At 42.8% G+C, this 23,112-nt stretch carries 21 protein-coding genes; 4 read left to right on the top strand and 17 right to left on the bottom strand.

Going from position 1 to position 23,112, the window contains the following annotated elements:
- Positions 1–27 precede the first annotated feature (27 nt).
- The 3 genes from H5164_RS15645 to metA all read right to left on the bottom strand — a co-directional run bounded on the left by H5164_RS15645 (position 28) and on the right by metA (position 4,282).
- Complete coding sequence (locus H5164_RS15645) at positions 28–1,521, bottom strand: CoA-acylating methylmalonate-semialdehyde dehydrogenase (RefSeq protein WP_182741029.1); 1,494 nt, start codon at positions 1,519–1,521, stop codon at positions 28–30.
- A 162-nt stretch (positions 1,522–1,683) separates the two neighbouring features.
- Positions 1,684–2,877, bottom strand: coding sequence for an acetyl-CoA C-acyltransferase (locus tag H5164_RS15640; RefSeq protein WP_182757034.1), 1,194 nt, complete (start codon positions 2,875–2,877; stop codon positions 1,684–1,686).
- A 460-nt stretch (positions 2,878–3,337) separates the two neighbouring features.
- Entirely contained in the window at positions 3,338–4,282 is a 945-nt protein-coding gene (gene metA / locus H5164_RS15635; RefSeq protein ID WP_182698857.1) for a homoserine O-succinyltransferase, read from the bottom strand.
- Positions 4,283–4,713: 431 nt separating this feature from the next.
- Here metA and H5164_RS15630 point away from each other — a divergent pair, with 431 nt between their 5' ends.
- Positions 4,714–5,466, top strand: coding sequence for an SDR family oxidoreductase (locus tag H5164_RS15630; protein ID WP_182757033.1), 753 nt, complete (start codon positions 4,714–4,716; stop codon positions 5,464–5,466).
- 90 nt (positions 5,467–5,556) lie between these two features.
- Here H5164_RS15630 and ompW read toward each other — a convergent pair whose 3' ends face one another.
- From ompW to phhA, 7 genes are all read right to left on the bottom strand, one after another.
- The gene (gene ompW / locus H5164_RS15625; protein ID WP_124016219.1) at positions 5,557–6,204 is read right to left on the bottom strand and encodes an outer membrane protein OmpW; all 648 of its coding nucleotides are present in this window, start codon (positions 6,202–6,204) and stop codon (positions 5,557–5,559) included.
- Between the two features lie 230 nt (positions 6,205–6,434).
- Positions 6,435–7,115 (bottom strand): nucleotidyltransferase family protein, encoded by a 681-nt coding sequence (locus H5164_RS15620; RefSeq protein ID WP_310736192.1) that lies wholly within the window; start codon positions 7,113–7,115, stop codon positions 6,435–6,437.
- 10 nt (positions 7,116–7,125) lie between these two features.
- Positions 7,126–7,776, bottom strand: a complete 651-nt coding sequence (maiA, locus tag H5164_RS15615) for a maleylacetoacetate isomerase (RefSeq protein WP_182757031.1) — start codon at positions 7,774–7,776, stop codon at positions 7,126–7,128.
- A gap of 99 nt (positions 7,777–7,875) precedes the next feature.
- Positions 7,876–8,862: a fumarylacetoacetate hydrolase family protein gene (locus tag H5164_RS15610; RefSeq protein WP_124016222.1), complete on the bottom strand. Its 987-nt coding sequence runs from the start codon at positions 8,860–8,862 to the stop codon at positions 7,876–7,878.
- 236 nt (positions 8,863–9,098) lie between these two features.
- On the bottom strand, positions 9,099–10,637 hold the full coding sequence (gene tyrR / locus H5164_RS15605) for a transcriptional regulator TyrR (protein WP_182757030.1): 1,539 nt from the start codon (positions 10,635–10,637) through the stop codon (positions 9,099–9,101).
- A 161-nt stretch (positions 10,638–10,798) separates the two neighbouring features.
- Positions 10,799–11,140 carry a 4a-hydroxytetrahydrobiopterin dehydratase gene (locus H5164_RS15600; RefSeq protein ID WP_124016224.1) on the bottom strand — a complete coding sequence of 114 codons (342 nt, stop codon included), beginning with the start codon at positions 11,138–11,140 and terminating at the stop codon, positions 10,799–10,801.
- Positions 11,141–11,223: 83 nt separating this feature from the next.
- Positions 11,224–12,021 (bottom strand): phenylalanine 4-monooxygenase, encoded by a 798-nt coding sequence (gene phhA, locus H5164_RS15595; protein ID WP_182757029.1) that lies wholly within the window; start codon positions 12,019–12,021, stop codon positions 11,224–11,226.
- Between the two features lie 295 nt (positions 12,022–12,316).
- Between phhA and galE the strand changes: the two genes are divergently transcribed.
- The 3 genes from galE to H5164_RS15580 all read left to right on the top strand — a co-directional run bounded on the left by galE (position 12,317) and on the right by H5164_RS15580 (position 14,570).
- Positions 12,317–13,339 (top strand): UDP-glucose 4-epimerase GalE, encoded by a 1,023-nt coding sequence (galE, locus tag H5164_RS15590; protein ID WP_182698863.1) that lies wholly within the window; start codon positions 12,317–12,319, stop codon positions 13,337–13,339.
- 273 nt (positions 13,340–13,612) lie between these two features.
- Positions 13,613–14,098: a ferredoxin-type protein NapF gene (napF, locus tag H5164_RS15585; protein WP_124016227.1), complete on the top strand. Its 486-nt coding sequence runs from the start codon at positions 13,613–13,615 to the stop codon at positions 14,096–14,098.
- 112 nt (positions 14,099–14,210) lie between these two features.
- Positions 14,211–14,570 carry a polymer-forming cytoskeletal protein gene (locus H5164_RS15580; RefSeq protein WP_124016228.1) on the top strand — a complete coding sequence of 120 codons (360 nt, stop codon included), beginning with the start codon at positions 14,211–14,213 and terminating at the stop codon, positions 14,568–14,570.
- Here H5164_RS15580 and H5164_RS15575 read toward each other — a convergent pair.
- From H5164_RS15575 to H5164_RS15545, 7 genes are all read right to left on the bottom strand, one after another.
- Positions 14,567–14,992 carry a GFA family protein gene (locus tag H5164_RS15575; protein WP_182757028.1) on the bottom strand — a complete coding sequence of 142 codons (426 nt, stop codon included), beginning with the start codon at positions 14,990–14,992 and terminating at the stop codon, positions 14,567–14,569. The genes H5164_RS15580 and H5164_RS15575 overlap by 4 nt on opposite strands.
- Positions 14,993–15,031: 39 nt before the next feature.
- On the bottom strand, positions 15,032–15,715 hold the full coding sequence (locus H5164_RS15570) for a DUF2982 domain-containing protein (protein WP_124016277.1): 684 nt from the start codon (positions 15,713–15,715) through the stop codon (positions 15,032–15,034).
- Positions 15,716–15,780: 65 nt separating this feature from the next.
- The gene (locus H5164_RS15565) at positions 15,781–16,545 is read right to left on the bottom strand and encodes a YdcF family protein (RefSeq protein WP_182757027.1); all 765 of its coding nucleotides are present in this window, start codon (positions 16,543–16,545) and stop codon (positions 15,781–15,783) included.
- Positions 16,546–16,761: 216 nt separating this feature from the next.
- Positions 16,762–17,667 carry a fructokinase gene (gene mak, locus H5164_RS15560; protein WP_124016231.1) on the bottom strand — a complete coding sequence of 302 codons (906 nt, stop codon included), beginning with the start codon at positions 17,665–17,667 and terminating at the stop codon, positions 16,762–16,764.
- Positions 17,668–17,739: 72 nt separating this feature from the next.
- Entirely contained in the window at positions 17,740–18,540 is an 801-nt protein-coding gene (gene cysQ / locus H5164_RS15555; RefSeq protein ID WP_182757026.1) for a 3'(2'),5'-bisphosphate nucleotidase CysQ, read from the bottom strand.
- 372 nt (positions 18,541–18,912) lie between these two features.
- Positions 18,913–21,534 carry an exo 1,3/1,4-beta-D-glucan glucohydrolase gene (locus H5164_RS15550; protein WP_182757025.1) on the bottom strand — a complete coding sequence of 874 codons (2,622 nt, stop codon included), beginning with the start codon at positions 21,532–21,534 and terminating at the stop codon, positions 18,913–18,915.
- A 10-nt stretch (positions 21,535–21,544) separates the two neighbouring features.
- Positions 21,545–22,852 (bottom strand): sugar MFS transporter, encoded by a 1,308-nt coding sequence (locus tag H5164_RS15545; protein WP_182757024.1) that lies wholly within the window; start codon positions 22,850–22,852, stop codon positions 21,545–21,547.
- Positions 22,853–23,112: the final 260 nt, after the last annotated feature.

Here is a 23,112-nt window from a genome sequence, read left to right as displayed (position 1 = left end):
GGTTTTATCATACCGCGGCCAATGAGCTTATTTGAGGTCAATACTCATGTTAGGACCGCTAACCGCTTCTGCATCAAACCAGCGTGTGGTAATGGTTTTGGTTTCAGTGCAAAAACGTACAGCTTGCTTACCATATGCGTGTTGATCGCCATAGAAACTGCCTTTCCAACCTGTAAACGAGAAGAAAGGTAGTGGCACAGGAATAGGAACGTTAATCCCTACTTGGCCAACTTCTATTTCATGTTGATATTTACGCGCTGCGCCGCCTGATGCGGTAAAGATTGAGGTACCGTTACCATAAGGGCTGTTGTTAACCAGTTCGATAGCATCGTCTAAGTTATCCGCTTCCATACAACACAGTACTGGACCAAAAATCTCTTCTTTGTAAATGCTCATGTCGGTGGTGACATTGGTGAACATGGTTGGGCCAACCCAGTTACCAGACTCATAACCTGCAACAGTGAAATCGGTTCCATCGAGTAAGCAATCAGCACCTTCTGCTTTGCCTTGAGCAATCAGTTTTAGGACACGCTCTTTTGCCGCAGGGCTGATAACAGGGCCGTAAGCAGCATCTTTGTCATCCCATAAACCAGGACGAACCTTAGCTAACGCTTCTTTTAATTCAGGGATCCACTCTTTGGCTTTACCGACAAAAATGGCTACTGAAATGGCCATACAACGCTGACCCGCAGCGCCAACCGAGGCTCCGACCATGTTATTGATCACTTGTTGCTTGTTCGCATCAGGCATGATCACACAATGGTTTTTTGCCCCTGCAAACGCTTGTACCCGTTTGAGGTTATCAGTGCCGGTTTTATAAATGTATTGGCCCACACCCACAGACCCCACAAACGAAATCGCTTTAATGGCTGGGTCTCGTAGTAAAATATCAACCGCAGTTTTGTCACCATGGATAAGTTGTAACACGCCTTTTGGTGCGCCCGCTTCAACAAATAACTCCACTAAACGTTGTGGCGTCATGGGATCTTGTTCAGACGGTTTTAAAATAAAGGTATTACCGCAAGCAATTGATAACGGGAACATCCATAATGGGATCATCGCAGGGAAGTTAAACGGAGTAATACCGGCACACACACCTAATGGTTGCGTGTAGCTATACGTATCGATATTACGAGCAACGTTTTCTACCGTTTCACCCATCATTAACGACGCAACACCACAAGCATGTTCAGCAACTTCAATCCCGCGCCATACATCACCTTTAGCATCTTCAAAGGTTTTACCGGTTTCTTGCGCTAAAATTGTCGCTAATTCGTCGTGATGCTCTTTGAGCAAATGTTGGTAACGCAACATAACCCGAGCACGTTCAGACACGGGAACTTCTTTCCAAGTTTTAAACGCTTCTTTAGCACTGTGAATAGCCAGCTCGACTTCGGCGGTAGTCGCGCAGTTTATTTTTGCGATAACGCTGTTGTTAGCAGGGTTAGTCACATCAATATTGCGATCGCCGCTACCAAAGGTGAATTCGCCATCAATATAATGCTTAACTTGTGTAGTCATGTGGTTTTCCTCGATCCTTGAACATCTATGAGTGAGTAACATCACTCGTATTGAGTTATTGCACAGGTAATGCCGTTTATTATGTTTGTCAGTCTCACTCATTGAGTGGCTGGATGTACATTTACCTGCGCAGTGGTCTTATTGAACTTAGCGAGTGTGGCTTTATTCCACTTCTATCGCCATCGCGGTGGCTTCACCACCACCAATACATAGTGATGCCACGCCGCGCTTAAGACCACGGGCTTTTAAGGCATAAATCAATGTCACTAATAAACGTGCGCCAGAACAACCAATTGGATGACCTAATGCACAAGCACCGCCGTTAACATTGACTTTGCTGTTATCTATACCAAGTTCAGACACGGCAAGCATGGTTACCATGGCAAATGCTTCGTTAATTTCATATAAATCAACGTCATCTTTACTCCACTGCACTTTTTCGAACAGTTTTTGCATCGCGCCAACGGGAGCTGTGGTAAACATTGATGGTTCTTGCGAATGAGTCGTATGGCCTTTAATGGTCGCCATAACGGTTAGACCTAACTGAGTGGCTTTCTCACGGGTCATTAACATCAGTGCCGCAGCGCCATCTGATATTGAACTTGAATTAGCCGCAGTAATGGTGCCGTCTTTAGTAAAAGCAGGACGTAAGCTGGGGATTTTTTCAGGACGAGCGTTTCCAGGCTGTTCATCGATATCAACACTGATATCACCACCGCGAGCACTTACGGTGACAGATACCACTTCATCTTTAAACGCTCCCGACTGAATCGCTGCATTGGCTTTTTCCAGTGATGACAATGCGAAAGCATCCATTTGTTCACGGGTTAAGCCAAAATCATCGGCCGTTTTTTGTGCAAACGTGCCCATAGCGCCGCCAGTGTAGGCATCTTCAAGGCCATCTAAAAACATATGGTCCATTACTTTACCGTGACCCATACGCATTCCGCTTCGAGCTTTGTCGAGTAAATATGGCGCTCTGCTCATGTTTTCCATGCCGCCAGCCACAACCACTTGGCTGCTGCCGGCTTTAATTAAGTCGTGAGCTAACATGACGGTTTTCATACCTGAACCACAGACTTTATTCACTGTTGTGGCACCAACACTTAGAGGTAAACCGGCACCTAATGTGGCTTGACGAGCTGGTGCTTGGCCAAGACCAGCAGGCAACACACAGCCCATTAGCACTTCATCTACGCTATCGGCACTGATCCCCGTTTGGGCTAAAAGGCCTTTAATCGCCGTGGCCGCTAACACTGGCGACGCGACCTCAGACAATGCACCTTGAAACCCACCCATTGGTGTACGCTTCGCGGCAACAATAACGATATCTTGACCTGTTTGCTCTGTACTCATAACCACTCCAATTCACTGCGCTTTAAAAATTATTGAAAATAATATCACACCACTTTGACGTTGACGCTAACGTAAAGCAAGTAAAAAATGGTCTAAAAGCTGATGTTAATCTCATGGCGTTGTCATCGAAGATTTACACTGGATAAAAAAACACTAAAAATGGTAGCTAACTAACTGTTTATAAATTAGTTATTATAAGGAGGTCTTACTGTGGAAAATTGGATTACACTTTAGTCTATGAAGTGGCCCCAGCATGAACAATTGTGCTATGAATGCTAATAATTGAAGGCAAATTTTAATGATTAATCGTGTTTTAGCGGCTGATAGCAATACATCAGAATAGTGACATTCTGGAGAGTAGATAAACAAAAAAGGCTATTTCACGTTGTCGCGTAATAGCCTTAATAAAAGTCACCTCAACGCAATAAAATAAACGCCTATAAAATTGAATAATAAGTGATTATTTTTTACTTTCCCATGGCGTTTTGGCGTTCATGTCGGACAGATCATAAGGCGTTAACTGATAGACATAATAATTAAGCCAATTGCTGATCAATAAACTGCCATGACTATGCCAACGCACGATAGGATCTTGGTTTGGATCGTCTTGACGATAATAATTTTGTGGAATATCAGGATTAAGATCTAGACCTTTATCGCGCACATACTCGTCATTCAAGGTATCTTTTTGATACTCAGGATGACCCATAACAAACACATTACGATTATCGCGACTAAGAACAATATAGGCTCCAGCGTCATCAGACTCTGCCAACACGTCTAAATCAGGATGTTGGCGAACTTGTTCAATATCCATTTCGGCGAAGCGAGAATGTGGCGCAAAAAATTCATCATCAAAACCTCGCAATAATGGATGTGGATCGCTGGTGCGACGATGATTAAACACCCCCGAACGTTTAGTGGCCAATAACTTACGTTCTAAATTGTAAAGATGATAGAAACCCGCATGAGCAGCCCAGCACAGAAATAATACTGATGTCACATGCTGCTGCGACCAATCAATGATCTCGCGAATATGGTCCCAATAGACCACATCTTTAAAGTCAATTTGGCCTAAAGGCGCGCCAGTAATAATCAAGCCATCGTAATTGTTGTGCTTGATCTCTTCAAAATCACGATAAAAAGTATTCATGTGATCCACAGAAGTGTGCTTTGACTCTTTATCATGGATGCGTAATAAATCAACCCCGACTTGCAATGGCGTATTACCCAATAAGCGCAATAGCTGGGTTTCAGTTTCAATTTTATTGGGCATTAAATTCAAGATTAATACCCGCATTGGACGAATGTCCTGATTAGCCGCACGGGTTTCAGACATCACAAAGATATTTTCTGATTCTAAAATACCTGCTGCTGGCAGGTTATCTGGAATTCTAACCGGCATACTGATTACCTTTTGTGTGAAGAAAATAAATTATCTTGTGTATTTAGCCATAATGATGAATTTGTCATATCGACCATACCGCACTATCACTGCCACAGATAGAGCATGCCGAGGTGATAAGCGTATTTAGCCGTGGGTGAGTCACCGCTTAAGATCACAAAATCACCATAAATATTCGCCTAAAATAACACCTAGATATTCTCAGGACTGTCAGCACATTATCATTGAAAATAATGTCTTACTTAGCGCTAAGGCGATGGATACGCTTTGACAGCCCATTATTGTCATCTAACTGACCACTCATTGTTAGTCGCTTTCATCATACACAAGGATGTCTAGAAGTCTACACGTCTTTAGTTGAAATATTTTCTCGCTTGTTATCAATAGCCGATATTCCTATTATAAGACACCACATTACGATGATGCTGACTATGTTAACAACCACGCCTACCGCAACGGCAATGATTATTGGGGCGACTTCGCAATTAAGCCAAGCGCTTGCACGACAGTTATCGGAACAAAATGTATCCCTAGTGCTTTTTGTGCCAGATCCTGATGTATTAACCGATTTTTGTCGAAACTTACCAGGGGAAGTGAGCGTTTACCCGTTAAGTATTTTTGAGCCTGAAACCTTAATTAAGCAACTCACTTCTGCATGGGAGCAGCACAATGGTGCTCATCTAGTGATCGTCAATACGGGTGTGAATCATTATGACGCGGCACTTCCTTGGCCGATTGAACAAGATATTGTTGATATCAATGTCAGAGGATTTGCCGCCATCAGTAACTGTGTGTTTAAGTTGATGTGTCAACAAGGTTATGGACAACTGGCGGCGATTAACTCAATAGCGGGCCAACGTGGTGGTCCAAATGTGGCTTATCATGCCTCTAAAGCGTTTGCCGCTAATTATCTGCAAGGTTTGTGCATGCATGCACAACGATTAAAATTACCTATTACGATTAGTGATATCCAGCTTGGCTTATATGATAAAGCGATGTTTCTCAATACGCGCTTTTTATTGTCGCCGATAGACAAGGTCGCCAAACAAATATTAACCGCCCTTAAAAAAGGTAAACGCCGAGTGTATGTCACTAAACGCTGGCGTTTTGTGGCGTGGATTAATCGCTTATTACCTGAATATATTTACAACACCCGCCATTGGAAACCGCGTAAAAAATCTTAATAAGCAACACCAACAAAAACAGGAACCCTTAGGTTCCTGTTTCGTTATCACTGCCATTATCGCAGAGGTATTCTAAGTAACGTGAACGACTTAAAACGTATAACCCACGCTGACCATGTAAACCCAAGGGTCAATATCGGTATCAACCACAACATGATCGGCACCCATATCAAAGCTCACATCAGTAGAAATTTGTGCATACCAAACTGACGCGTTAACTAACCATTTTTTGTCAATTTGATAATCAAGACCAACTTGAGCCGCAAGTCCCCAAGAATTCGATAAGCTTAAATTTTCTAAGCCAAGATCTTTCGCATCTTGAGTAAATTCATTGTCATAGAAATTAGTAAAGTTAACGCCTAAACCCACATATGGACGTAAAGCTGACTGTGAATCACCAAAGTAGTATTGTGCTACTAGTGTTGGCGGCAATTGCTTTGAGTCTGCAATTTTACCTAATGCGCCCAGTGAAACATCGTGGCTAAAAGGCGATGCTGCAAGTAATTCAATACCGACATTATCAGTTAACATATAACCAAAGTTTAGCCCTAGCTGAACATCATTATCGACACTAAATTCAGCAACATTTGCCACTACTGGGCTTGACTCATTTGGAGCAACCATCGCCACACCGGCACGGACAATAATATCTCCAGCTTGATGGGCCGCAGCACTAAATGACAGGCCGGCAGATAATAAAGACACGGCAACTAAACTTAGGGTAATTTTCTTATTCATTTTTAACACTCCTTGGCAATGACAACTAGATGCAGTTGAGTGCATCCTCAACATTTGCCAACAACCTACATAAGTAATCTATGAGTAACATTGACATAGATCAACAAAAGCATAATACCCCTTTAGAGATAACAACTTAATTGAGTTAGCTTGATTTAGATCACATATCAAACTGAGTAAATCAGACTGTTAAGCGCATATTGAGAAAATATGAGAGGTCACAAAGAGCATTATTTAGAGCTTAGAAATGGCTCAGTAATCATGGTTAATTTAGGGTACTGGAGTAGCCATTTCTTTTGAATGACTCTAGATTTAAACACACTGATGTCGCGTTTAGGATTAGCATGTAAACTCAGAGAAAAAAGACAGGCTAATCCAAAAACAGCGTCCACTTTAATCTCGTAGTCATGGGCCAATACTGTTGCAGAATTAGAGCCTATAAAAGGCATTTTTTGATTAATATGGGCAGCGACAGCAGGACTGGGATTGACTAACTTAACCCCGACTGCCGTCTGTTTTTCAGGCCAATAAGACATGGCGTCAAGACATGATAAATAAGCAGGATCGTTATTTCTGAGATGCATTCTGGCTTGATTTTTCACTGACCATGGCAAATCGGCTTGCAGCCTTAGTTTGGCTTCAATCGCGCGATCACGCTCTACAGATACATCACTATCACACCAGTAAATCACGTCGATATCATTTAATGCTTGTGACCTAATATGATGTAATTTATCCCATACCAAATTACGTACAAAGCCGGCAGCAATATACCAATCGCCAATATTGAAGTGATTTAACACTTCACTGCATACTTGCAAGGCATTTAGACGCTGAGCATCTTGTTGCAACCATGTCGATAACTGCGCCTGTAACGCATCAGCCCCTAGTCGTTGCAACTCATTACTCACACAGGGTTCATTAGCTGGCGTCATGCTGCTGCTCTGGTGCAGCGTCAGCAAATGCACTTAATTGCTGACACTCATGCCAAATCCTGACAATATTGGGGTACGCGGCCAGCTCTAAGTTAAAGCGTTTGGCATTATACACTTGGGGGATCAAACAAATATCAGCCAGCGAAGGCGTATCCCCAAAACAGAAGCGTCCAGAATATTGGCCTAGTTGCACTTCCAGTGCAGTAAAACCAACATGGATCCAATGATGATACCAACGCATTTTATCGGCTTCAGACACGCCCATTTCGTTGACTAAATATTGTAATACTCGCAAATTATCTAAAGGGTGAATTTCACACGCAATGGCCTGAGCCATACTACGTACAATGGCACGATCTTCAATATTGCTTGGCAGTAGACGATGATCTGGATACTTATCTTCAAGATACTCAATAATGGCCAGTGATTGCGACAATGTCAGCTCACCCTGCTCGCCGCTATCAACAAAGGCTGGCACTAAATGCTGTGGGTTTAATTGATGAAAACTGGCACTGTGTTGCTCACCGCCATTATTAACTAAATGCACCGAAATATGTTCTGCGGATAACTGCTTTAAGTTTAATGCTATACGAACCCGATAAGCCGCACTTGAGCGCCAATAACCATAGAGCTTCATGTCAATTTCCTTATTTTTATTTTATTTTGCCTAACAAAAAGGCAATAACGACTGAACGCTATTGCCTTAATTATGTCGGTTTACATTACCCTAATAATCTTAGGCTTTGTACTCAACCACTTTTTGATCGATAGAACCAAAAATACTCACACCGTTTTCATCAAACATTTCGATACGAACCGTATCGCCAAAGTGCATAAAAGGTGTTGAGGCTTTACCGTCGGCGATAATTTCAAGCATGCGCTTTTCAGCCAAACAGCTTGAGCCAGCACTGCGGTCATAGTTTGAAATAGTGCCAGAACCAATAATCGCACCGCTGCCCAATGGGCGAGTTTTAGCCACATGTGATACTAATTGACTAAAGTTAAAAGTCATGTCCACGCCCGCATTAGGACGCCCAAATAACTCACCATTTAAATGTGTTACTAGGGGTAAATGCACCTTGCTGTCTTGCCACTTATCACCTAATTCATCAGGGGTAATAGCAATGGGTGAAAACGCACTTGATGGTTTAGATTGGAAAAAGCCAAAGCCTTTGCCTAACTCGCCAGGGATTAAATTACGCAGTGATACATCGTTAACCAACATCAATAGTTTGATGTGCTTAGCGGCATCTTCGCTGCTAACACCCATGGCGACATCATCAGTGATAATGGCAATTTCAGATTCAAAATCAATACCAAATTCTTCACTGGCCATTTCGATATCGGCTTTAGGCGCAATAAAACTGTCTGAGCCACCTTGATACACCAGAGGGTCGGTCCAAAAAGATGCTGGCATTTCAGCGCCACGCGCTTTGCGAACCAATTCAACGTGATTGACATAAGCACTGCCATCTGCCCATTGATAAGCTCGTGGTAAAGGTGATAAGCAACGGCTTTCATCAAAATCTGCCGCATTATCCATATGCCCAGCGTTTAACGCTTCATATAACTCATTCAATTGTGGGTAAAGCAGATCCCAAGCATCTAATAATTGCTGCATAGTATGTGCAATCGCAGGTACGGCGACGGTTTTGCTCAAATCTTTACTGACTAACATCAATTGGCCGTCGCGACGTCCGTTGTGATAACTTGCAAGTTTCATTATTGCTCCTAAATACTGGGTGAGCGCAGCGGATTATCCACACTACACGCTCAATTTGACGATACAAATAACCGATCACGGCAGAAAAACCTATAGCGTGAGCTCAATCACATTTTGTTGGTGCTCACGGCTATTTGTAAATTATTCGTTACATTAATATAAACGCACCGCAAATACTGATTTACAGCGTTTATGTGACTAAAATGCCAGCAAAATACTGGCATTAAATCGTTACATCACTTTTTCTTACTAATATTATAATCGCGTAATTTATTAGCAATTGCGGTATGTGACACCCCAAGTTTCTTAGCTAATTGTCGTGTACTTGGGTACGCAGGATACAATCGACGCAATAAACCCGCTTCGTATTCTTTCATGGCTTCATCCAAGGTGCCTTCAAACTCTTCGTCGAAGTAACCAAAACCTTCGGCATAGGATGGTAATTTGAGTTGTTCAACGGTCAGCTCTGTCGAACCATCCCACATGGATACCGCCCTAAAAATGGCATTTTTCAATTGACGCACATTACCTGGCCACGCATAAGTAAACAGATAATCGCGGCAAGTTGCCGAGATCCGTCTTAATGGACTCGATAACTGCTGACTATAATGTTCTAAGAACATTTCGGTTAATGGCAGCACATCGACTCGGCGCTCACGCAGTGATGGCATGTGGTAACTTAATACATGAATACGGTAATATAAATCTTCTCTAAACTCACCCGCTTGGCAGAGTTCAGCTAAATGTTTTTGGGTTGAGCAAATAATGCGCACATCTGCGCGAACTTCTTCATCACCACCAATGCGTCTAAAGGTACCGTCTTGAAGTAAACGCAGTAATTTAACTTGCGCCGCTTTGGACATTTCGGCAATTTCATCCAGAAAAACCGTCCCGCCTTTGGCTTCTTCAAATAACCCGCGTTTTACAACTGTGCCATTGTTGACAAAACCAAATAATTCTTCTTCTGCGACGCTGTCTGGCAGTGCAGCACAATTAATCGCAATAAACGGATGCTCGCGGCGCATACTGGCATCATGACTAGCACGCGCCATGAGCTCTTTACCCGTCCCCGTTTCACCGGTTATCAGCAAAGGCGCATCGAGCTGTGCCATGCGCTTAGCTTGCTTGAGTATGTCTTTCATTTTATCGCTAACCGCTAATACGTTATCAAAACCTGTGGTTTGATTTTGCAGCGCATTAAATTGTTTACCGACTCTAGCAGGTGATTTGAGCGAAATAACGGCACCCGCTAAAATGGTTTTGTCATCATCGTCAGGTAAATAAATGGGTAGCATTTCGGCCAAATACTCGTTCGAGTTAATTTGCACTCGAGTGGCTTGAGCCAATACAGGTATTTCACTCATCCAACGGGCAAAGTTAAACCCCTGAACCCAATGGTTAAGTGACTCCCCTACCACTTCATGTTCAGCCATACAGAGTGTCAACAAGGCCGATTCATTAGCGATGCGCACTCGCCCTTTAGCGTCAGTTGAAAACACTGAGTCGGGTAAGGTTTTAAGTAAGGTTTTAAGGGCATAATGCTCTTGTTCTGACGGCATAAAAGACACAGTACGGACGTCATGAACACTTTCAACCTTACGAATTTGCGGCATTAACTCTCGTAATGTTTCAAAACTGATCTCAGCAAATTGCAGGAATAAGAACCCCTTATTACTGGCATCAATTGCGATTAAGTTAATTCCATGTTTTTCGAGCACGACGAGGATGTCTTTCGCTAAACCCACGCGATCAATACAGCTGACTTCCAAACGCATAATGTAACGATTCCCTATTTATTGAAGTTTTATTGCGGAAATTTGGCATAACGTTAGAGGGATATTGCTTCGGTGGCAAGTGAAGTTTACAGTAGAATTGTAACAGAGCGATTATTTCAGCACATTACGTTAACGTAATGTGCTGAAATCGATGACGATAATTACGCGTCTAACAACTGGTCTGTCTTGGCAGCCATGATAAAATCGTTTTTGTGTAAACCTTTAATTGAGTGTGACCACCAAGTGACCGTGACCTTGCCCCATTCGGTTAATATTCCAGGATGATGACCTTCAGATTCGGCTAAATCAGCTAACTTATTGGTAAACACCATGGCCAGCTTAAAGTTTTTAAATTTATAAACCCGCTCAAGCTGCATAATACCGTCACGAACTTCAACGCCCCAATCGGGGATCATACCGACAAGTTCAGCCAACTCAGCATCACTCACTTTAGGGGCATCTGCTTGGCATGCTTCACACTTCATCTCGGTTAATGCGTTCATTTTTACTCCTAGGCTTAATTATAATAATGTCTAACTTGCATACTGATGAGAAAACAATCCTCTATTCAGTAGCAGTAAATCGATTAAATTGCTTTGATTTTAGGGGCGAACTTAGGCTCAAACATGCCGAATTGGCGGGCCTTGGTCACCATGCTCATAATGTCCATACGGGCAATTTCATCTAAATAATCAATATGGTTAATCACGTAATAGATAGGCTGCATAATATCGATACGATAAGGAGTACGCAGCACATCAAGTAAGTCAAAAGGTTTACGTTCTGGCTCATCACTTAGCGAATAAAGCGTTTCACCAGGAGAGCTTAAAATACCACCACCGTAAATGGCTAATGGCTCATTTTTCGCCTGTACCAAACCAAATTCAATAGTGAACCAATATAGCCGCGCCAGAAATACTCGCTCTTCTTTGGATGCCGCAAGTCCTAACTGGCCATACATATGCGAAAAATGTGCAAATGATGGATTAGTCAATAATGGACAATGACCAAATATTTCATGAAATATATCAGGCTCTTGAAGGTAATCAAACTCTTCTTTGCTACGTATAAACGTCGCTACTGGAAACTCTTTATTGGCCAGTAACTCAAAAAAACGCCCAAATGAAATTAATGCTGGTACCGCTGCGGTTTTCCAACCCGTAGCATCTAATAACACTTTATCGATTTCGGGTAACTGCGGAATACGGTCACTCGACATGCCTAAGGCATCGAGTCCTTGCAGATAAGCATTACAAGCTTTACCCGGCATATTCGTCACTTGGCGCTGATACAATTGTTGCCATAATTGATTCTCATGCTCAGAATAATCAATGTAACCCTGGGCATCAGGTTGATGGGCAATATACTTTGTTGCTGTACTCATAGGTTCCACTTTACGTCAACTTCACTCCCTACATAGTGTGCTAACGTTGACGTTTTGTTAACTCCCTCACAGTTTATTTCATGCGGTTATGTTGCTTTAATCGTAAACAAATAAATACAAACGAGCTATAAGCCCCATGAGTAGGCTAAGGTTTTATCACCATAAATGAACACATTACAGCAAGACTTAACCCAAGTTAATTTAGCGCGCCATCGATAATTTAACTGACGATAGAGCTGGGATAATTTACAATATCATTCACACATGACTCATTAATTCATAGGATGATTTATTTATGGCAATTTTAGTAACCGGTGGCGCCGGCTATATTGGTACCCACACAGTCGTTGAGCTATTAAATGCCGGACAGGAAGTGATCATTGTTGATAATTTATCAAATTCAAGTGTTGAAGCCCTAGCCCGTGTTCATACTATTACTGGTAAGGATGTCACTTTTTATCAAGGCGATATTTTAAATAAAGCTTTGCTACAAAAAGTATTTGTAGACCATAGCATTGAGTCCGTTATCCATTTTGCAGGCTTAAAAGCCGTCGGTGAGTCAGTCGCCGAACCATTAAAGTATTATGAAAACAACGTGACTGGCACGATTATTTTATGCCAAGTTATGGCCGAAAATAACGTTAAAAACTTAGTCTTTAGTTCATCCGCCACGGTTTATGGCGATCCAGCGAGTCTGCCCATTAAAGAAGATTTCCCAACGGGCGCGACCAATCCATATGGTCAGTCAAAATTGATGGTTGAATATATTTTAGCCGACTTGTACAACTCAGATAACAGCTGGAATATTGCTCGACTACGTTACTTCAATCCTGTTGGAGCTCACGAAAGTGGCTTAATTGGTGAAGATCCTAACGACATTCCGAATAACTTGATGCCGTTTATTGCCCAAGTTGCTGTCGGTAAACGCGAAAAATTAAGCGTGTTTGGCGATGATTACGACACACCAGATGGCACAGGTGTTCGCGATTATATTCACGTTGTTGATTTAGCTGTGGGTCACTTACAAGCGCTTAAAAAGCTGCAAACAAAACCTGGATTGGTGACTTATAATCTCGGCACGGGTATCGGTTACAGTGTGTTAGACATGGTCAAAGCATTTGAAACAGCTTGTGGTAAAACCATTGCTTATCAAATCAGTCCACGCCGTCCTGGTGACATTGCCGCTTGTTATGCCGATCCGAGTTTTGCAGCAACAGAACTTAACTGGCGTGCGACTCATACCGTTGAAGATATGGCCAATAGCAGTTGGAAATGGCAATCACATAACCCTGATGGTTATAAAATGCCTAGCGCTTAACAATTTTTAGCTGCAGCGAATGCTAATATCAGGGTGTGTTAATCTTTCAAAGTAAATTTTGCGGCTGTGTGGTGATGATATACCAGGCGGAGCTAATTCATGTAGCGACTTAACATGAATTAGCGATAACCCAGTAGAAACAAGCCACAATCCGCCCAAAACTTGCGATTAAACGCCCTTGTTAGCACAGGTTTTAGCTCGAAGCCATTTTCAGCCTGATAGAGCGACAACCCCTAGCGCCAGCTAATGCGTTTACGTCCAATTAGGATAGCCATGAGCCAAAGTATTAATCAAAGTCGGCGTAATCTATTTAGTCGCAGAAAATCCAATGTCACCCGCCCGCCATGGAGCAAAACAGATCAAGAATTTACTGACAATTGCACCCGCTGTGACAAGTGTATTACCGCCTGCGAAACCCAAATAATTAAACGCGGTGAAGGTGGGTTTCCTGAAATAGATTTTAATCTTGGTGAATGTACTTTTTGCCAGCTTTGCGTTGATGTGTGCCCAGAGCCGGTGTTCGATCTCGCCCAGTCCTTACCTTGGTCAATTCGCGCCAGCATAAAAGACAGCTGCTTAACCTATGAAGGTGTTTGGTGCCAGAGTTGTAAAGATGCCTGCGATCCACGCGCAATTAGCTTTATCATGGCAGTAGGACAAGTGCCTAAACCCTTGATAGATACTGATGCCTGTACGGGTTGTGGTGCTTGTGTATCTCCCTGCCCTTCTAATGCCATACAGATTGGCAAACCGAGCTAATTTATCAAATACGGTATGTTAATCAGTTAGCAATATAGCGAGCGATTTTGGTGTTATTTATTTGCCTTTAACGCTATATTATCAGCCAAAATATAGCCATAAGAGCACTGAGATGTTTGGTCAAAAACAAGCTGCAAATCCGCTGAGTTTTATCGCCCCAGAATGTCACTTAACCGGCAAACTTATTTTCAGCGGTGATGTACTCATTGCAGGGCATATCAACGGCGATATTAAAGCACAAGGCAATGTGACGATTGAACCCAATGGCACAGTCGATGGTGATATTTTGTGCCGAAACTTAATGATTGCAGGCCAACTAACAGGTAAAGCACACTGCAAAAAAATGACCCTGCATGAGCAAGGTATTTTTGAAGGGGATGCGTATTGTGAAAACATCGAAATTTTAGACGGTGGCCAGTTTTTAGGTTATCGCCACGTAGAACCATTGACTCTGATTTCATCAAAAAGCTAATTTGAGCTTTTTGTCAGCGTTTTTCCTGCCTTATAACGCGGACAATTGTCATCGATATTTAACCAGCTAACCTGCTCATCAGTGTGTATATGGTAAGTTGGCTGCACTTTTTGTGGTAGATCAAGCGATGCAATCGATAATGTTATGTACTGCGGATAATCCAGATGTCGGTAAGTCAGAGAGCAACCACAGTGTTGACAAAAACCCCGACGAATATCCTTTGATGAAGCAAACTCTGTGACTTGCCCTTTTAGCCATTGAACTTGTTCATAACAAAAATCCATCCAGCTCATCATCACCGCACCGGCACTTTTTCGACATTGACTGCAGTGGCAGTGATCGGCATCAAATGGCAAACCATTAACTTGATAACGGATGGCGCCACATAAACACCCTCCTTGTAATAGCTCAAGCTGTGCCATGTTACCTCCTAGAAGATCACCACATCCTTTAATAATGGCTTATTCATCACTATTGATTAGTGCTTGTCGCTGCCATTGACGCAACAAAGCGACAAACTCTTTGGGCTCTCGATCTAAACTGTCAATGGATAGGTACACATGGTAACCAAGCTGCTCATTCAAGGTTTGGCAACGATGACCGAACATCGCTAGAACACCACGATAACGTTCACCGTTAACCACTAGCGGGGTAAATTCTGCACCTAAGTAACCTTCTAAACTTTGTAAGTCCTCATCTTGAGTGGCAGCGGTCATCAAAAGTGGCCGCTGTTCGGTTAGTAATCCGGTAGCCAAACGCGGTGAAATACAATCTAATATGGGATTAATCTTTTTAAGTTTGACGCCAATATAAGGCAGTTCAATCATCTCCATATTTTGATTTACCCGCACGCTATCAAGCCGCTGAATATTATGCCATTCAATAAATACCTGACCACGACGATGAAAAAATACCACTCCTGTAGGCATTAGTTTGAAGCTGACCGCTGGCTGATACACTTTAGCGACACCTAACACCAGTGCGACTGAGCCTAAGGCAAAACACAACATACCAGGCACAAAAAAGCCTTTAAGCCCAATAAAAATAATCAAGCTAGTCACTAAACTTAACGCGCCAACAACTGTAAGCGTGATGCCATTTCGCTTAGCATAAGGACTAATTAACATGTGCTCATCACTCACAATAGTGTCCTTGGAATTGATTGATAAATTATTCAAAATACTGCTACCCAACTATTTAGTAAACAACGCTAGTGATTATTCACTAATAGATCTTTAACCCACAACCATAATATACCGACATACTCATGAATGGCTCGCTGTGAATCTAACAAATTATCCGCATTTAAACGCCACCAATCGCTACTATTAGCAATAAAGTCAGTTGGCGCCGCTTGGGGTTGCATCCCTAAAGCGTTAAATATGCGCATAGACCTTGGCATATGTGTCGCTGACGTCACCAATCTAAAAGGCTGAGTACCCAAAAATTGCTTAAGTGCATTGGCTTCTTCAATGGTGTCTTTAGGTTGATTGAAGACCGTAATACTCTTTTTGGGGATGCCTAATTCTTGGGCCGCTTGAGCCATAATAGTGGCATGAGCAGTTGGCTGATTACCGCCGCTCCAACCACTGACCACTAAGGTGCAGTGTTGGCCAAGGCTAAGCTGACGCACGCCTTCAGTTAATCGAGCCAGTGCTGTAGATGATAATTGCTGCACTGCGGTATGGCCTTGCTGCTCACGGTTACCCGATCCCAATACCATCACAACACAAGCCCCTGTTATTGGTTGATGGTTAACTTGATACTGTGACTCTAACGAATCCGCTAAATAATAGCTTACTTGCGCTTGGCTGGTTAATACCAGTAGCGCTATCGCAGCCACCAAGGCAATACGGCCAAATTGCAGCAACCGTGTTCTTTTTGTGCGCCAAAACACGGCTGCTATAACTAATAGCATAATGCTAAGCGGAATGGGCATGACTAATTGCGATAAGATTTTTTTAAGCCAAAACATCGGTATATCACTTGAACAATGAAAACTGTCGCTAGTTTATCGTTATAAAGTCTGAATACAAACCCTATCAAGCAAACAAAAACGGCACTATTAAAGTGCCGTTTGATGAATTAACCATATTGCCAGATGAACGCTCAGCCAAGTGAATCGAAATGACCTTTGGTTTCATTCTCACAAATATCTATCCTGAACAAGGCTCTACTATACAAGTTAAGCCTACTTTTCGTCTTTGCCCCAAAGCCAGGCCGCACCGCGAACGCCAGAAGATGCACCAAACTTGTTTTTAACCACTTGAGTGCCGCATTCGCGACCGACAACGTATTTGGGTAACACTTTTGGTAATTCAGTGTAGATAGCATCAATATTTGATACACCGCCACCTAATACAATCATGTCTGGATCCATCATATTGATCACGTGCGCAAGTGAGCGCGCTAATCGATCAATATAACGCTCAAATGCTGCGGTAGCCAACGGATCGCCTTGTTGCATCATCTCAGAAATTTGGATACCACTGATTGCATCGCCGCCTGCTTCACGAAAATCACGTACAAAGCCAGTACCCGATATAAAGGTCTCGATACAGTCACGATTACCACAAAAACAACTAGTTGAATTAAACTCATCAGCCGTCATCCACGGAAGAGGATTATGGCCCCATTCACCGCCAATCCCATTACCACCGCCATGCACACGACCATTAATAGCGATACCAGCACCACAACCTGTACCAATGATACCGCCAAAAACAACACCTTTTCCGGCAGCGGCACCATCGACGGCTTCAGATACGGCAAAACAATTGGCATCATTGGCTACACGCACTTCACGGTGCAACACTTCGCTTAAATCTTTATCAAGCGGATGGCCGTTAATCCAGGTTGAATTAGAGTTTTTAACCAAACCAGTAAACGGTGACACAACACCAGGAATACCAACACCCACAGAACCCGTTTGGCCTGTTGCGGTTTCAGCATCGGCGACTAAGCCCACAATCGCCGCTAATGTCGCTGGATAGTCTCTTGGAGTAGGAATGCGCTTTCTAAATATCTCAGCGCCATCATCGGCCAACGCCACTAATTCTATTTTGGTACCACCGAGATCGACGCCCATACGCATCATAACTTATTACTCCATTTACTTATTATTAATTAGATTCAATGTTCGATTAACGCAAATTACTTTAAAGCACAATTATTTACGTTCAAACCACGCCAAGGACGCGGCAATAAAATACGGATTTAAAATATTTTCTTTCTGGTTATATTGCAGCGCTGTGAGTGCTGGATACTCAACCACTTTACCACCAGCACTTTCCAATACAGCTTGCGCTGCTGCAGTATCCCATTCACTGGTGAGGCCTAATCTTGGGTACACATCGGCTTGACCTTCAGCCACCATACAAAACTTTAATGAGCTACCAACGCTAAGCATTTGATGTTCGCCAATGGTCTGTAAATAGGCGGCGACATCAGGGCTAATATGAGAACGACTGCCAACGACAACAGGAGGTGTCTGTAATGGCCGCTGACGAATATCTAATATTGATGTCACTCCGTTGTGCTCTAGCCATGCTCCTTGGCCAACAATACCGCTATAACATTTGTCTAATACGGGCGCATACACCACGCCTGCGATAGCTTGTCCCTGATGGATCAGCGCAATATTAACCGTAAATTCACCATTACGTTTAATAAATTCTTTAGTACCATCGAGTGGATCGATCAACCAATAGGTTTGCCAAGTCTGGCGTTCAGCCCAACTAATATCAGCGTCTTCTTCGCTCATGACAGCAATATCAGCAAAATGCTGCTTAAGCCCAGCGATAATCACATTGTGACTGGCAATATCGGCTGCAGTAACTGGACTATCATCTTGTTTCACTTCAATCTGTAAATCAGTTTGCGCATAAACTTGCATAATTGCTTCGCCGGCTTGCTTGGCGAGGAGCACTATCTGTTGTAAGTCTGCTTTAGAAAATACAATATTAGACAAATCAATTCCTTATCAAATTCATATCGCTTTAGCGATCAATACACTATCGATACGTTATTATGCCATTGTTAACATCATAGATTGATAACTTTTTGATTGCACTTGATTCAAAATCGACTCAAAAAACTGACCGAAAAAAACCACCGCGAGGACACAAGATAGCTGCAATACCTCAAAGGCTGCTCGATACTAAGCTAAGCGCCGCTTTGCTCAAAGCAAACAGTGCGTTTTTGCATTCGTATTCAGCAGTCTATGAGACCGCTCAAATCTGACGTGATTGCAGTCAAACGGCTGACGATTATCGACTGACGCCCTGAAGATAATCAGACTAAATCCAGCTCGACCTAAATCAGATCGAGCTGGATTAGGGTTCTAGTAACATTGGATAGTATGGTCGTTTGCAGTCGCTTTAATGACGACATCACTAAAACTAATATCGACTTTAGCGTCAGTACTAAGATAAAACGGCATGGCAATTTTACCAAAGTCCATCGGTTCTCCAGCAAAACAAGCCAGGGAAATGCTTACGTTTTGCCATTCAGCTAATCTAGTATTCACCAGCTTGGCAATATCCACTTGTTGGCGACAATCACCTTGACATGCGAGACCTAGCCACAGAGGTTTTGACACTGATTGCTCAACTTTGATACTAAGAGACAATGCTGAATCACTATTACTGTAAGCTCTTAAGTCACGTGGAAAACTACTTATTAAGCCGACGGTACCTTGCTCGGTGCCATTAAACGACACCAAGCGGGCATCTTCTTGCACGGCGCGATCCATGGTGCGGATATTAAGCGCACTGTTGCTCGCCACGCTGCTGGATAAGGCTTGCTGTTCATTATCAGTTGCTATGTACATTGACCAAGGAGATTTCACTGCACGTTCAAATAGGGCTAAGTCTTCGAGTGTTTGACTGGCGGCTAAATTATCTTCTGATAACGCATCTAAGCTTATCGCATCGGTTGCAACAGACTGATAGGTTAATCCATATCCGTAAGGGATCAGTGGTTGATAGTCAGCTTGTGCTTGCGCACGTTTATCTTGCACTAATGGCACATTGACCTGAGTTTGTTGTGGTGTAGCTGGCCATGAGAATGACAATTTACCCACAAAATCATATGCAACTGTTCCATCTGGCTTAGTAAATAATACATCTGCAATGCCCTGGCCTTCTGTGCCAGGAAGCCAAGCTGCAACAAACGCATCTGACTGGTTAAATTCAGCATTAACCCACATAGGGCGGCCGCTGATAAATACTGATACAACTGGGATACCTTGCGCTTTAAGTTTTTTCAATAATGCTAAATCACGCTTATCGCCACGCTGATATTCAAGGTTATCAATATCACCATTGCCCTCGGCATAAGGTTCTTCGCCAAACACGACAATAGCAACATCAGGTTGTTGTTCAGGGTTAAAGTCACCGTTTACGCTTAAGGTTGTCTTGCCGCCACCTTGGGTGACGACCTGCTCGATACCTGAGTAAATGGAGGTTGCACCAGGAAAGTCGCTATTTTTATTGTCAGTACCTTGCCAAGTAATTGACCAACCACCTGATTGTTTACCAATATTATCTGCTGCATCGCCGGCAACAAGCACCTTCATATTAGGCTTAAGCGGCAATATAGATTGATTATTTTTAAGCAACACTAATGACTCACGCACCGCTTCGCGAGCAACCTCGCGATGACTCGCTTGGCCGATTAACTCAGTTTTACCCGATAACGGTCGATTGGCTGGGCTAGGTTTATCAAACAAGCCGGCACGAAATTTCACTCGTAAAATACGGCTAACCGCATCGTCTATTCGCGCTTGGCTGATCTCACCACTTTTAACTTGGGCAATAGTATTTTCATACAATGGTTTCCATGCATCAGTCGGTACCATAAAAATATCTAATCCAGCATTAACTGACTTGGCACAAGACTCGTTAGTACAACCAGCGACTTGTCCGTGACCATTCCAATCGCCAACCACAAAGCCATCAAAGCCTAATCTATCTTTAAGTACATCGGTTAATAGGTATTGATTGCCATGATTTTTTTCCCCCTGCCAACTATTAAATGAGGCCATAACACTTTGTGCCCCAGCATTAAGTCCGCCGACATAACCTTGGGCATGAATGTCATATAAATCTTGTTCGCTAGCAAGGTTTTCGCCCTGATCGATTCCGTTTTCAGTTCCACCATCACCGATAAAGTGTTTTACCGTTGAAATAACATGTTGGTCTGATAAAAAGTTACCGCTGACAGAACCTTGCAAGCCTTCAACAATGGCATAAGCATACTCTTTTACTATGCGTGGATCTTCAGAATACCCTTCATAGGTTCTGCCCCAACGGTCATCTCGCACCACGGCAACGGTAGGAGCAAATACCCAATCAATCCCAGTCACCATAACTTCTTGAGCCGTAATGGCGGCTATTTTTTCAATCAATTTTGGGTTATTGGCAGCGCCTAAACCAATGTTATGCGGAAATAAGGTTGCGCCAATAACATTGTTATGACCGTGTACCGCATCTGTGCCCCACATGGTAGGAATATTAATCCCGTCGATACTGTCATCGACAGATGCTTGATAAAATGATTCCGCTAAGGCAACCCAATCTGCAGGCGTGGCATGCTTGTCGTTGTTAGGATAAGCACCGCCGCCATTGAGATAAGAACCAAAACCGTATTTACGCATATCTTCAACCGTAATATCGCGAATTTCTGGCTGGATCATTTGGGCAATTTTTTGCTCTAGCGTCATCTTGGCAATTAAGGCATCTATCTTGGCCTCTAATGCTTCATCTTTAGCGATAGCTGGGGGTAATGCAGGCCATATTGTTGATGCCGTTTGCTCCGAAGTTACAGCGGCTTCTGTTGTTTGCTGCTGAGTGCTTTGATTATCACCACACCCACTAACCCCAAGAAAAAGCCCCAAAGTGATTACAGTGGTTTTCATCGGCATTTTTAATTTCGTTGCACGCTGTATTTGAGTCAGTTTCATTGTATTTCCCTTACGCATTGTCTGTTGATACTGGACGTTTTGCATTGCAGCCAATTAACCCGTAGTACCCGATAAAACAGTAACATAGCAAGGGGACAATAAAGGCTAATTGAATCCCCAGGATGTCAGCTAACATGCCCTGAAATAAGGGCAAAATCGCACCGCCAACAATGGCTAAACACAAAATACCTGAGCCTTGGCTAGTGTGTTGTTTTAAATCTTGTAGTGCCAAACTGAAAATCGTTGGGAACATAATTGAGTTACACAGACCGACGAACAACAAGGCCCACATGGCTACCGTGCCAATGCTCATCATGGCTGCAGACACTAAAATACACGCGCACAGTGCGTTAAACGCTAACACCTTACCTGCATTAATTTTCTGCATAACAGCGGCGCCAATAAAACGGCCGACCATAGCGCCACCAAAGTAATAAGCAATATAATGGGCTGCCTGCGATTCAGACACACCACCAATATGATCTTGAGTTAAAAAGCTAATCAGAAAACTGCCAATACCAACTTCAGCACCGACGTATACAAAAATCCCTACCGCGCCCATCACCAAATGCGGATACTGCCAAGCACTTCCCGTTGCAGAGGTGGTCGATGCCGCATCTTTTTTGCCCAATAGCGGTAGTTTTAACATCATAAAAATCAATGCCAATGCAAACAATGACAAGGCTAAAATTAAGTAAGGGGTTTGAACGGCACTGGCTTGTTGCTCTACTGATAATCGGCCAATAACTTCACCTACCTCAGTGATGCTCTCATCATGCTCAACCGTTGATAAAATTAACCAACTGCCAAAAAATGGCGCAACTGTTGTACCTAATGAATTAAATGCTTGGGTTAAGGTTAAGCGAGACGATGCGGTTTCTGCAGGGCCTAAAACACTGACATAAGGGTTGGCAGATACTTGTAAAATAGTAATGCCTGATGCCAATACAAAAAAGGCAAACAAAAACATATTATAAGAAGCATAACTTGCTGACGGATAAAATAATAAACATCCAATACAGGCAATAACCAGTCCGGTAATAATGCCTTTTTGATAACCAATTTTACCGACTAGCGCACCGGCAGGGATCGACACAACAAAATACGCACCAAAAAAGCAAAATTGCACCAGCATCGCTTGAGTGTAATTAAGGTCGAACATATTTTTTAGATAAGGGATTAAAATATCATTTAAACAGGTTAAAAAACCCCACATAAAAAATAATGATGTTAACGCCACTAACGCAAAGCGAAAGTTTCCTTGCTGATGAGTTGAATTAACCGGAGTCGATTCGAGTTGAAGCTGCGAAGTCGTCATGACATTCCCTTATTGTTGTTAATAGTTATCTTGGGTTGCAGTACATAACGCCAGTGAACTGGATGCTCTTTGTCATTACCTAAGAGTTAACTCCCCGTAAACGCTAGGCATTTTCCATATCGCTATTCCCACACTTGTGCAAGCAGATGAGGATTCAATATTTAACCAAATCAATTATTGACCTTTGGATAATTAATCACTAATCTCAATGTAAGCGCTTTCATTTTTAACATATCGATAACTGATGTCAACGGTTTTTA

This window comes from Shewanella sp. SG41-3 (assembly GCF_014164545.1).
GTDB lineage: Bacteria > Pseudomonadota > Gammaproteobacteria > Enterobacterales > Shewanellaceae > Shewanella > Shewanella vesiculosa.
The sequence above is the reverse complement of the archived record's forward strand: the minus strand, read 5'-3'. Positions and strand labels throughout refer to the sequence as shown.

Coding starts and splice junctions, on each gene's coding strand:
- H5164_RS15645 (WP_182741029.1), bottom strand. CDS start 1,521: ATGACTACACAAGTTAAGCATTATATTGATGGCGAATTCACCTTTGGT.
- H5164_RS15640 (WP_182757034.1), bottom strand. CDS start 2,877: ATGAGTACAGAGCAAACAGGTCAAGATATCGTTATTGTTGCCGCGAAG.
- metA (WP_182698857.1), bottom strand. CDS start 4,282: ATGCCGGTTAGAATTCCAGATAACCTGCCAGCAGCAGGTATTTTAGAA.
- H5164_RS15630 (WP_182757033.1), top strand. CDS start 4,714: ATGTTAACAACCACGCCTACCGCAACGGCAATGATTATTGGGGCGACT.
- ompW (WP_124016219.1), bottom strand. CDS start 6,204: ATGAATAAGAAAATTACCCTAAGTTTAGTTGCCGTGTCTTTATTATCT.
- maiA (WP_182757031.1), bottom strand. CDS start 7,776: ATGAAGCTCTATGGTTATTGGCGCTCAAGTGCGGCTTATCGGGTTCGT.
- H5164_RS15610 (WP_124016222.1), bottom strand. CDS start 8,862: ATGAAACTTGCAAGTTATCACAACGGACGTCGCGACGGCCAATTGATG.
- tyrR (WP_182757030.1), bottom strand. CDS start 10,637: ATGCGTTTGGAAGTCAGCTGTATTGATCGCGTGGGTTTAGCGAAAGAC.
- H5164_RS15600 (WP_124016224.1), bottom strand. CDS start 11,140: ATGAACGCATTAACCGAGATGAAGTGTGAAGCATGCCAAGCAGATGCC.
- phhA (WP_182757029.1), bottom strand. CDS start 12,021: ATGAGTACAGCAACAAAGTATATTGCCCATCAACCTGATGCCCAGGGT.
- galE (WP_182698863.1), top strand. CDS start 12,317: ATGGCAATTTTAGTAACCGGTGGCGCCGGCTATATTGGTACCCACACA.
- napF (WP_124016227.1), top strand. CDS start 13,613: ATGAGCCAAAGTATTAATCAAAGTCGGCGTAATCTATTTAGTCGCAGA.
- H5164_RS15580 (WP_124016228.1), top strand. CDS start 14,211: ATGTTTGGTCAAAAACAAGCTGCAAATCCGCTGAGTTTTATCGCCCCA.
- H5164_RS15575 (WP_182757028.1), bottom strand. CDS start 14,992: ATGGCACAGCTTGAGCTATTACAAGGAGGGTGTTTATGTGGCGCCATC.
- H5164_RS15565 (WP_182757027.1), bottom strand. CDS start 16,545: ATGTTTTGGCTTAAAAAAATCTTATCGCAATTAGTCATGCCCATTCCG.
- mak (WP_124016231.1), bottom strand. CDS start 17,667: ATGATGCGTATGGGCGTCGATCTCGGTGGTACCAAAATAGAATTAGTG.
- H5164_RS15550 (WP_182757025.1), bottom strand. CDS start 21,534: ATGAAACTGACTCAAATACAGCGTGCAACGAAATTAAAAATGCCGATG.
- H5164_RS15545 (WP_182757024.1), bottom strand. CDS start 22,852: ATGACGACTTCGCAGCTTCAACTCGAATCGACTCCGGTTAATTCAACT.